Here is a 10,685-nt window from a genome sequence, read left to right as displayed (position 1 = left end):
AAGCCAAGGAGGCCACCAGCGGTACGAGCTCTTCTCGCTGAACCCGGCGGAGTTCAGCTGACTGTTGCGGCCAGCGACGCGACGGTCAGGAGGTCTTCCTCGGACACTTCGAGGCCGGGGCCTCCTGCCGCCGAGCTGCCACTGCCTCGATGACAGTGGCAGCACACGCCTCTGGTTCGAGGTGTTCCCAGAAACGGAGCACCAGCCAGCCCGCTTCCGCGAGGCGGTCGTCTGTGTCCCGGTCGCGCTGGATGTTCCGGCCGATCTTTTCTTCCCAGTACGGCTGGTTCGTCTTGGGCATCACGAAGTGCTCCGGGCAGCCGTGCCAGAAGCAGCCGTCGATGAAGACTGCGACTTTCACAGGGCGGAAGACCATGTCGGCTGTGCGGCGCATCTTCGGGAGCGGTTTTGCCGCTACCCGGTAGCGCAGTCCAGCGGCGTGGACAAGCGAGCGGAGGAGCAGCTCGGGCGCAGTATCACGACTCCGGTTGCCAAGCATGCTCCGCCGGGTCGCGGCCGACGACGCCCACGACCCCTCCGGCGGTGTCCACTGCTCGGCCGGCGCTTTTGGTAGTTCTTGCTCGCTCATATCTCCAGCAGCTCAGAGACAGCTTCCTCCGGAGCGTCCCGCCTGGCGAGGACCGGTTCCTGTCCGTCCAGCTCTATTCTCGGCGCTTCCCTGTGGCGAGGGCGCGCGGTCGCAAGCCTCGCACCCACGGCCGCCACGCGGCCGTACACCGACGATCCCCGATCACTGCAACGGGAGTGGCCTCGCGACGGCGGGATCTTCACTCACAGAGTCCCGTTTTGCAGCAGCGCCTTGAAGGCGTCTACCTCTCACTGCAGCACAATGCGCCCGTCGCCGTCGCTGAACGCCAGGATCCGGACGCCTGCATCCAGGCCCGCCTCCGCGAGGAGCCCCAGTGGCAGGGACACACGGCCGTCGTCATCGATCTGAAGTTCTGCTGGTTCGCGTATCACAATCGCAGTCTGCCAGTCCCCAGGTAGGACTGGGCTGCCCTGGCCGGTCCGGCGATCAGGGCAGCCCGGGAGCATCACCCTCTGTGACACGTAGATCCGCAGGCGCGACCAGGGGTAGCGTTGGGTAACGCCCCCAAGACCACCGCACCCCAACACTCTGAACAGGCAATACACCAAACCGCCCGGTGCCTATCCAGCCCGAACCTCATTCGGGACGAAGAGGTTGCAGGTTCAAGGACGCCACCCGGATGAGCGCTTCGCCAGACTGCCCAGGGAAGCGCAGACCGGCCATCCCGCCGCATCCTCGTCCCGGAAGCGTCGGAAGTTTGACCCACTGCCCCGCAGCTGAACACAAAGCAGCAGGTCAGAGCCACCTCATGCCCCCACCCGCCAAGTGCCTTATAAGCACTTGACAAAGGTTCGAGCCCTGCGGAGGCGCGCGACGGAAGGCATTCTCCGGTTACGCACAGCTCCTCAATGGCGATCGAACGATCGGCGCGCCCGGCCCCCGGGGCGACGTGTCCGCCCCCAGCTCCGAATGAGGCCCCGTCCCTCGGGATGAACACACGTCGCGCCCTTCGCGTAGACAGCGAGGGTGGGTCACCGGCCGCCCCAAGCACTCGATTCGGCCCGAACCGAAAATCTTGAGCACTCAAACAGCCCCTCCACGAGGGGGTGGCTTTCGGTCATTGTCCGCCCGGAACACCTCACCGACCGCCTTGTGCAGGTTTGCGGTATGGCGCCCCCTCCTCCACCCGAGGACGATGCCCCTCTGTGTCCGCCCCTGATCTTCAGCGCGGTCGACACGAGGAGACACGGGGGTGGGACCTTGTCGTACGCGGAGCACCAGTCGGTGTTCTCAGCTCCTGCGGTACCTCTGGGCACCGCAGCCAAAGTTGGAGAGACGATCGGCCACGGCACCTACACCGAAGGCGTCACCCGTCGGTTGAGCGCTGCAGCCTTCGTCCGTGCCGACTGGTGGGCCGTCCTCCGCGCCATCCTGGCGCAGCATTGGAAAGCGCTGAAGGCCGCGGTGCGGAAGCGTCTGCGATGGATCTTCCCGGAGAAGCCCCAGGAGGTCGCCGAACAAGAAGAGCCGGCGCCCCCAGCGGTCGTACTGGGCGAGGACTACGCCGTTTGGGTCCGTCGTCGGATCAAGAAGCCGGCCCGACCGGTGCCGGTCTACGGCTTCCACCAGGAGCCGGTGGTGCACGCGTGCGACCGGGCCGTCCGGCACATGCGTGGACGCCGGACGGCGATCGTGGTCCTCGTCGCTGCCGTCGCGTGGCAGACAGGCGTCGGTACCCTCGGTGCGGGGTGGGCGGCCCTCGTCCTACTGGCCGGGTCATGGGGCGTGCACCTGGTGGATCGCTACTTGGCGCAGTTGCGGCTCAATGCCCTACTGGCCGGGGAACTGCAAGCGCCTGAGGCAGCGGATCAGGCCTACGCCCTGCCCTACCAATACGAATGCCGCCCGACCGGCGACCGGCACCGATTCATCGGGGCGGGACTCCAAGCGTGGCACGAGGCCGTCATCGGCATCGATGTCGAGCCGGCCCCTGAGAACCAGGACGCCGAGCACGATGCCGCAGCGGAACCGTTCCCGAGCCCTGGCTCACCGACGGTGCGCTCCGGAAGCCCCGACATGGCGGCGGTGGCCAAGGCGGTGCTCGACGCGTTGACGAAGCACAACGAGCCGGTGGCCAAGAAACCGCTGAAGCACTTCACCGCCGCTCAGCTGCACGCTTACATCGCACGCCGTCTCGACGACCCGGCACCTTCCCACCACCAGAGCCATCCGAAACTGCGGGTGGAGGTCGTGGGAATCTCCGGCATCCACCAGAAGCGGTGGAGCCAGATCGATGACGACACCTGGCGCAGCCTCCATGCCCTCGCCGTGGACGAGACCGGTGACAAGCCCGCCGAGGAGGTCGCCCGTCGATACATCTGGGCCCGGGTCACCGCCTGGAACGGGGAGCTCGTGGCGGCAGTTCTCGTCCACTTCGCGTACCAAGGCGGTTTCCTGCGCGTCACCGTTCGCCCCCACATCATGGGGCCCCTCAATCCGAGGGTGGCCGGGCTCGTCCCGGCCGTCCCGCTCACTCCCACGTGGCTGGCCCGGGCCGCCTTCAACGCGCTCGTGGACGTCTACGTCGGCCTTGACCGTCTTCTACGCCGCAAGACCCGCCCGCGCCCCGAGCTCGACCCCGGCAGCGGCCCCGTGAGCCTCCGCGAGGTCTACAGCACCCGCCGCCTGGACGACATGCACGCGTACGACGACGCCCGCTATTACGTGCAGATGATGCAACGCAGGGTCTTCGACTCCACGGAGATCTTCTTGCGCGACCACAACGTCGACATCGCCGCCTACCGCCAGCAGTCCACCGCGATCTACAACTTCGGCGTCATGAACGGCGGCACCATGACCGGCCCCGTCCAGGCAGCGCCCCTCTCGGCCAATCCGTCCATGAGCAACTGACCCTTCGAACAAGCCAGGAGCCCAGCATGCCCCTCCGAGGCCAGCCCGACCCCGTCCCGAACGGCGTGAACTTCGGCATCATCAACACCGGCCGCATGACCGGACCCGCCCAAGCCGCCCCCTTCTCCCAGAACGCCGCTCAGACCAACAACCTCACCAACGAGGCCGTGGACAGGGCCCGCGAGAGCATCGACGAACTGCGCCAACGCCTGGAAGAGCTGCGCGACCAGCACCCCGGAGCGGACGGCGCCCTGCGCGACCTCGACATGATTGCCCCACGGTTGGACGAGCCCGACCGAGACCCCGGAGCCCTCCGCTACATGATCGAGAGCCTGGTCGAACGGTGCGGAGGCATCCCCGGCGTCCTCGCGGCGGCCCAACTCGTTCAATCCGCGGTCACGGCGCTGCTGCCCGGCTCCTGATGCCTCCCCGTCGCGCAGCCATGTCCGACCGCTGCTACAGAACCCGACGCTAAAGACCGGGAAAGAACGCGATGCCGGGTTCAGTCGCAGCATGAGCGGCGGTCGTGAACGGCCCGGGCGGATCACCGGTACGACGCCCGTAACGGCGATGCGCCCCGATGGTTGATCAGGCGTGAGAATCCAGGGACGCCACAGGGGGACGCCGGCGCCGCGCGATGCCAACGCGCGGCGGGTCATGGTCGCCCAGCGAAGCCGGGACACGGCTCCCGAGCTTGCGCTTCGCCGAGCTCTGCACTCGTTGGGCTTCCGCTACCGCGTGGACCTGCCGATCGTCGGGATGCCGCGTCGTCGCGCCGACGTCACGTTCACGAAGTGGCGCACCGCCGTGTTCGTACAGGGCTGCTTCTGGCACGCCTGCCCGAGTCACCTGCATGTGCCCCGGCACAACTCGGAATGGTGGCGGCAGAAGCTTCGGGGAAATGCCCGCCGTGACGAGGAGACCGATGCCCACCTCACGCTGATCGGTTGGCTGCCCCTCCGCATCTGGGAACACGAGACCGTCGACGGCGCGGTCAAGCGGGTGGCGGCGGCGCTCGCCGCCCGGGGGCATCCCCGCGCCCTGGCCATCAGCACCTGGACGCCCGTGTCGGAACGGGCGATCGAGGGCTCGTAGAGGAGCGCGTGCGGCATCCAAACACACGCGGGACGGGACTCTCAGTCGTGGGGAAGCCACCACGACGCCAACACCACCCCAGTGGAGGTGGAAGACGCCTTGCGTAACCGGCAAGACAGGGAGGGGAACGACCTGAGCGACCCAGCCCTGACCTGACACCCCATCAGAACGAGCGCCAAATGAGCGTCACGAGCGTCATCTCAGCGTCAAGATATCGCCCGTAACGCCCACACGGCACATACCGCGCACCCGCAAAGTCGCAGGTCGGCGCCCTTACTTCACCGGCTCCAGAATCGCCACGCACTCCACATGATGCGTCATCGGGAACAGGTCGAACGCCCGCAGCGTCCGCACCTTGTAGCCGCGTTCCGCGAAGTACGCCAGGTCTCGGGCCAGGGCTGCCGGGTCGCAGGCCACGTAGGCGATGCGGCGGGCGCCCAGGTCGGCCAGGTGGTGGACCGTCTGCTTGCCGGCGCCCGCGCGGGGCGGGTCCAGGACGATGAGGTCGACCTCGGTGATGCCCGTGCGCGGGAGGACCGCCTCGACCTTGCCCTGTTCGATGCGGACGCGCGGGAAGCCGGCCAGGTTGTGGCGGGCGTCCTCGACCGCGCGCTTGCCCGACTCGATGCCGAGGACCGCGCCCTGCTCGCCGACCCGGTCGGCGAGGGCGCCGGCGAAGAGGCCGACGCCGCAGTAGAGGTCGAGGGCCGTCTCGCCCTTGCGGGGGGTCAGGCCCTGCATGACGGCGAGCATCAGGGTCTGCGCGGCCTTCGGGTGGACCTGCCAGAAGCCGCCGCTGCCGACGCGGTAGGTGCGGTCGTCGGCGCGCTCGCGGACGAAGGCGCGGCCGTGGACGCGGTGGACGCCGCCGTCCTTCTCGTCGACGCGCATCACCGAGACGGGCTTGTCCAGCTCGACCAGCGGGAGGCGGGCACCGGGGCGGGGGGTGAGGATGACCTGGCGGTCGTGCGAGCCCGAGGCCGCGATGGCCTCGACGGCGGCCATGCCCGCCCAGTCGCGCTTCTCGATGCCCAGCTCCGAGACGCCCTCCGCCGCGATCATGCAGTGGTCGACGACCTCGACCTCGTGCGAGCGGTGCTTGCGCAGGCCCGCGTGGCCCTCGGCGTCGACGGCGTACTGGACGCGGGTGCGCCACTTCGGGACCTCGCCGGCGGGCAGCTTGTCGCCCTCGGCGGGCATGACCGTGCCGTCCCAGCCCGCCTCCTCCGGGGTGAGTCCGGCCAGGCGCAGCAGCTGCTCCGCGATGACCTCGCCCTTGAGGCGGCGCTGGGCGCCCGGCTTGGCGTGCTGCCAGTCGCAGCCGCCGCACTTGCCGGGGCCGGCGAAGGGGCAGGGGGCCTCCACACGGTCCTTGGAGGCGTCGAGGATCTCGATCGCGTCGGCGCGCAGGAAGCGGGAGGTCTCCTCGCCCTCGGTGACGCGCACCCGGACCCGCTCGCCCGGCAGGGCGTGGCGGACGAAGAGGACCCGGCCGGCCTCCGTACGGGCGATGCAGTGCCCGCCGTGGGCGACCGGGCCGACCTCGACCTCGTACTCCGCCCCGACCAGCGACGTAACAGGGGTGTTCTGCATGACCGGGGACTCCAGAGGAAGGGGGAGAGGAAGAAGAGAGGGGGCTGCCGTGTGTACGGCAGCCCACCAGTCTAGTTGTTCTTTGCGGCCGGTTCCTTCTGGCGCTTCTCCACGGGTCCGCGGCGGACCGAACCCGGCGCGTTCCACTCCTGGCGCTTCCGTGCCCGCTTCCGCGCGGCCTCGGAGGACTGGAGCTGGTACGGGACCGAGGTGACCATGACGCCGGGGGTGAAGAGCAGCCGGCCCTTGAGGCGCAGGGCGCTCTGGTTGTGGAGCAGGTGCTCGTACCAGTGGCCGACGACGTACTCCGGGATGTAGACGGAGACCGCGTCGCGCGGGCTCTCGCGGCGCATGCTCTTCACGTACTCGATCACCGGCCGGGTGATCTCGCGGTACGGCGAGTCGAGGATCTTGAGCGGGACGTTGATGTTGCGCCGCTCCCACTCCCCCTTGAGCGCCTTCGTCTCGGCCGGGTCGACGTTGACGGTCAGTGCCTCCAGCTCCCCGGCGTGCATGAGCTTGGCGTAGGCCAGGGCGCGCAGGGTGGGCTTGTGGAGCTTGGAGACGAGGACGATCGAGCGGACCCGGGAGGGGCGCACGTACTCGTCGGGGCGCTCCTCCGCGGCGGCGATCTCCGCGGCGACGGAGTCGTAGTGCCGTCGGATCGCGGTCATCGTCCCGTAGAAGATCACCATGCCGAGCAGGGCGACCCAGGCGCCGTGGGTGAACTTGGTGGCGAGGACGACGACGAGGACGAGGCCGGTGAAGAAGGCGCCGAAGGCGTTGATCGCGCGGGAGCGGATCATGTGCCGGCGCTTGGCCGGGTCGCGTTCCGTGGCCAGGTGCCGGTTCCAGTGCCGGACCATGCCGATCTGGCTGAGGGTGAAGGAGACGAAGACGCCGACGATGTACAGCTGGATCAGCCGGGTGGAGTCCGCTCCGTAGACCCAGACGAGGAGGATGGCGGCGCCCGCGAGGAGCACGATGCCGTTGGAGAAGGCGAGGCGGTCGCCGCGGGTGTGCAGCTGGCGCGGCAGGTACCGGTCCTGGGCGAGGATCGAGCCGAGGAGCGGGAAGCCGTTGTACGCGGTGTTGGCGGCCAGGAAGAGGACGAGCGCGGTGGCGGCGGCGAGGACGACGAAGAAGAACGTCCCGTCGCCGAAGACGGCGGCGGCGACCTGCGAGATGACCGGGTCCTGGACGTAGCCCTCGCCGACCGGCACGCCGTTGTGCAGCAGGTCCTCCGCGGGCTTCTCGGCCATGCGCACGTCGGTGGCCATGGCCAGGAAGATGATGCCGCAGAACATGGTGACGGCGAGGCCGCCCATGAGCGCGAGCGTGGTGGCGGCGTTCTTCGACTTCGGCTTGCGGAAGGCGGGGACACCGTTGGAGATGGCCTCGACACCGGTGAGCGCGGCACAGCCGGAGGAGAACGCGCGCAGCAGCAGGAAGACCAGCGCGAAGCCGGCCAGCCCCTGGTGCTCGGCCTTGATCTCGAAGTCCGCGGTGGGCGCCCTCATGGTGTCGTCGAGGACGATGCCCCGGTAGGCGCCCCAGAGGATCATGATGAAGACGCCGGCGACGAAGACGTACGTCGGGATCGCGAAGAGGGAGCCAGACTCCTTCACACCGCGCAGGTTCATCACGGTGAGCAGCACGATCACGCCGACCGCGCAGGCGACCTTGTGCTCGACGACGAAGGGGATCGCGGAGCCCAGGTTCTCGATGCCCGAGGAGATCGACACCGCGACGGTCAGGACGTAGTCGACGAGCAGGGCGCTCGCGACGGTGAGTCCGGCCTTCGGCCCGAGGTTGGTGGTGGCGACCTCGTAGTCGCCGCCGCCGCTCGGGTACGCGTGCACGTTCTGCCGGTACGACGCGACCACCGTGAACATCAGGACGACGACCGCGAGCGCGATCCACGGGCTGAAGTGGTAGGCCGACAGGCCGGCGACGGAGAGGACGAGCAGCACCTCGCCGGGGGCGTACGCCACCGAGGACAGCGGGTCGGAGGCGAAGACGGGGAGGGCGATCCGCTTCGGGAGAAGGGTTTCTCCCAGCTTGTCGCTGCGCAGGGCCCGCCCGATCAGGATCCGTTTGGGCACGTCGGTCAGTTTGGACACGGAGAGGATCGTAAGCGTTCGAAAAGAGCCACGCGCACCGGCACCCCCGATCCGCACCGAATCTCCCTGAGTACCACCTCGGATGCGGTCCCCGCCACCGTTGCCGCTTAAGCTCGGACCGGGCGACCCGTCGGGGCGTCGCCCGCCACGGCCCGGGCCGATCGGGCGAGGAAAGTTGTGAGCAGGGTGTTTTCGCAGGTCAGCAAGGCGATCAGGAGTGCGGGGTAAGGGGACGTGCACATCGTCATCATGGGCTGCGGGCGAGTGGGAGCCGCTCTCGCGCAGACCCTCGAACAGCAGGGGCACACCGTCGCGGTCGTGGACCAGGACCCGACGGCTTTCCGCCGCCTGGGTTCGGGCTTCGGTGGTCGGCGGGTCACGGGCGTGGGCTTCGACCAGGACACGCTGCGTGAGGCCGGCATCGAGGAGGCCGGTGCCTTCGCCGCGGTGAGCAGCGGCGACAACTCCAACATCATCGCGGCGCGGGTCGCGCGCGAGATGTTCGGCATCGAGAACGTGGCGGCGCGGATCTACGACCCGCGGCGTGCCGAGGTCTACCAGCGCCTCGGGATCCCGACGGTCGCGACGGTCCGCTGGACCGCCGACCAGATGCTCCGCCGGCTGCTGCCCTCGGGCGCGGAGCCGCTGTGGCGCGACCCGAGCGGTGGCGTGCAGCTCGCCGAGGTGCACACCTCCCCGGCGTGGATCGGCCACAAGGTGAGCCGGCTCCAGGAGGAGACCGGTGTCCGTGTCGCCTTCCTCACCCGACTGGGCGAAGCGATTCTGCCGACCTCGCAGACGGTGCTCCAGGAAGGTGACCTGGTGCACGTGATGATGCGTACGGACGAGATCGCGAAGGTCGAGGCGGCCTTCGCCGAGGGTCCCGAGGAGGGCGGTCACTGATGCGTGTCGCTATTGCGGGCGCGGGTGCGGTGGGCCGGTCCATCGCGGGCGAGCTGCTGGAGAACGGCCACGAGGTCCTGCTGGTCGACAAGGCGCCGACCGCCATCTCGGTGGAGCGGGTGCCGCAGGCGGAGTGGCTGCTGGCCGACGCCTGCGAGATCACCTCGCTGGACGAGGCGGCGCTGCAGCGCTGCAACGTGGTGATCGCGGCGACCGGTGACGACAAGGTGAACCTGGTCGTCTCCCTGCTCGCGAAGACCGAGTACGGCGTGCCGCGCGTGGTCGCCCGGGTGAACAACCCGAAGAACGAGTGGCTGTTCAACGAGGCCTGGGGCGTGGACGTGGCCGTCTCGACGCCGCGTCTGATGTCGGCCCTGGTCGAGGAGGCGGTGAGCGTCGGCGACCTGGTCCGGCTGCTGCGCTTCAGCCACGGCGACGCGAACCTGGTCGAGCTGACGCTCCCGCCGGAGTCGGCGGTCGCGGGCACCTCCGTGGGCGACGTGGCCTGGCCGCAGGACACGTCGCTGGTGACGATCATCCGTGGTTCGCGGGTGCTGACGCCGAGCCCCGAGGAGACCCTGGAGGCGGGCGACGAGCTGCTGTTCGTGGCCGCGCAGGCCCGGGAGGAGCAGCTGGAGGACCTCCTCCAGGTCCGCCGGGAGACCCCCGAGTCCTGATCCGGGAAGCGGTACGCGAGAGGGCCCGGACCTGTTCATCAGGTCCGGGCCCTCTCGCGTACGGCTTCTCAGGCGTCCGGGTGGCGCTGCGCGGCCGCGGCCGCCTTGCGCTCCTTCTCGGCGCGCTCCTCGGCCTCCATCTCGGCGAAGACGTCGATCGGCGCCGGGGCCTTCGCGAGGAACACCCACGTGAGGTAGACCGCGAGCAGGAACGGCGGGATCTTCAGGGCGACGAGGACCCAGCCGAACTTGGTGGTGTCGGCCCACCAGTACATCGGGAAGAGGATCGCGCACTTGCCGAGCAGGATGAGGCCCCAGGCCCAGCTGGCCTTCGTGTAGGCCTTCTTGCGGCCGGGGTTGCGGGTGCGCCAGGAGAGGTTCTCCTTGAAGACCGGGCCGAGGATCAGGCCGATCAGGGGCACTCCGGCGAGCGCGGTGATGATGTACGCCAGGGCGAGACCCAGGGTGTACAGCATGCCCGGCAGGTAGAAGTCCTTGGCGTTGCCCGTCATCATCGCGAAGACGACACCGAAGGCGACGCCGAAGACGCCGCTGAAGGCGTGCTTGACGGTGTCCCGGCGGATCAGCCGGACGGCCACTAGGACGAGCGAGACCGCGAGCGCGGCGATCGCCGAGACGTGCAGGTCCTTGTTGATCGTGAAGATCGTGACGAACAGCAGGCCGGGCAGGACCGTCTCGATCATGCCCCGCAGGCCGCCGAAGGCCTCGAAGAGCGCGGCCTCGGTCACGGCCTTGTCCGCCTGGGCGTCCTGGTCGGGGGTCGACCCGTCCGGGGTCGACCGGTCCGCGGTCGGCTTGTCGAGGGACGTCACC

At 69.1% G+C, this 10,685-nt stretch carries 9 protein-coding genes; 5 read left to right on the top strand and 4 right to left on the bottom strand.

Annotated features, from left to right (window positions below; all coding sequences use genetic code 11):
• Positions 1-85 precede the first annotated feature (85 nt).
• Positions 86-589, bottom strand: a complete 504-nt coding sequence (locus ABTY59_RS11220) for a very short patch repair endonuclease (RefSeq protein ID WP_352018642.1) — start codon at positions 587-589, stop codon at positions 86-88.
• Between the two features lie 1,221 nt (positions 590-1,810).
• On the opposite strand from ABTY59_RS11220, the gene ABTY59_RS11215 reads away from it, so the two are divergent.
• The 3 genes from ABTY59_RS11215 to ABTY59_RS11205 all read left to right on the top strand — a co-directional run bounded on the left by ABTY59_RS11215 (position 1,811) and on the right by ABTY59_RS11205 (position 4,555).
• Positions 1,811-3,460, top strand: a complete 1,650-nt coding sequence (locus ABTY59_RS11215; RefSeq protein WP_352018641.1) for an AbeC-like domain-containing protein — start codon at positions 1,811-1,813, stop codon at positions 3,458-3,460.
• Between the two features lie 26 nt (positions 3,461-3,486).
• On the top strand, positions 3,487-3,882 hold the full coding sequence (locus tag ABTY59_RS11210; RefSeq protein ID WP_352018640.1) for a hypothetical protein: 396 nt from the start codon (positions 3,487-3,489) through the stop codon (positions 3,880-3,882).
• A 172-nt stretch (positions 3,883-4,054) separates the two neighbouring features.
• Entirely contained in the window at positions 4,055-4,555 is a 501-nt protein-coding gene (locus ABTY59_RS11205) for a very short patch repair endonuclease (RefSeq protein WP_352018639.1), read from the top strand.
• 273 nt (positions 4,556-4,828) lie between these two features.
• Here ABTY59_RS11205 and ABTY59_RS11200 read toward each other — a convergent pair whose 3' ends face one another.
• Complete coding sequence (locus ABTY59_RS11200; RefSeq protein ID WP_352018638.1) at positions 4,829-6,148, bottom strand: class I SAM-dependent RNA methyltransferase; 1,320 nt, start codon at positions 6,146-6,148, stop codon at positions 4,829-4,831.
• A gap of 71 nt (positions 6,149-6,219) precedes the next feature.
• Positions 6,220-8,271 (bottom strand): APC family permease, encoded by a 2,052-nt coding sequence (locus ABTY59_RS11195; RefSeq protein ID WP_352018637.1) that lies wholly within the window; start codon positions 8,269-8,271, stop codon positions 6,220-6,222.
• A gap of 234 nt (positions 8,272-8,505) precedes the next feature.
• Between ABTY59_RS11195 and ABTY59_RS11190 the strand changes: the two genes are divergently transcribed.
• Positions 8,506-9,174: a potassium channel family protein gene (locus ABTY59_RS11190; protein WP_041131658.1), complete on the top strand. Its 669-nt coding sequence runs from the start codon at positions 8,506-8,508 to the stop codon at positions 9,172-9,174.
• Complete coding sequence (locus ABTY59_RS11185; protein WP_352018636.1) at positions 9,174-9,851, top strand: potassium channel family protein; 678 nt, start codon at positions 9,174-9,176, stop codon at positions 9,849-9,851. The genes ABTY59_RS11190 and ABTY59_RS11185 overlap by 1 nt, the downstream gene beginning before the upstream one ends.
• Positions 9,852-9,919: 68 nt before the next feature.
• On the opposite strand, the gene ABTY59_RS11180 is transcribed toward ABTY59_RS11185, so the two are convergent.
• Entirely contained in the window at positions 9,920-10,684 is a 765-nt protein-coding gene (locus tag ABTY59_RS11180; RefSeq protein ID WP_352018635.1) for a DUF3159 domain-containing protein, read from the bottom strand.
• Between the last annotated feature and the right edge of the window lies 1 nt (position 10,685).

This window comes from Streptomyces sp. NPDC096079 (genome assembly GCF_040303145.1).
In the GTDB taxonomy this organism is placed as follows: domain Bacteria; phylum Actinomycetota; class Actinomycetes; order Streptomycetales; family Streptomycetaceae; genus Streptomyces.
Note: the sequence above shows the minus strand (reverse complement) of the source record. Positions and strands in the feature narration are given on the sequence as shown.

Excerpts from the sequence above, each read along its gene's own strand:
- ABTY59_RS11200 (WP_352018638.1), bottom strand. The coding sequence starts at position 6,148 with ATGCAGAACACCCCTGTTACGTCGCTGGTCGGGGCGGAGTACGAGGTC.
- ABTY59_RS11210 (WP_352018640.1), top strand. The coding sequence starts at position 3,487 with ATGCCCCTCCGAGGCCAGCCCGACCCCGTCCCGAACGGCGTGAACTTC.
- ABTY59_RS11220 (WP_352018642.1), bottom strand. The coding sequence starts at position 589 with ATGAGCGAGCAAGAACTACCAAAAGCGCCGGCCGAGCAGTGGACACCG.
- ABTY59_RS11185 (WP_352018636.1), top strand. The coding sequence starts at position 9,174 with ATGCGTGTCGCTATTGCGGGCGCGGGTGCGGTGGGCCGGTCCATCGCG.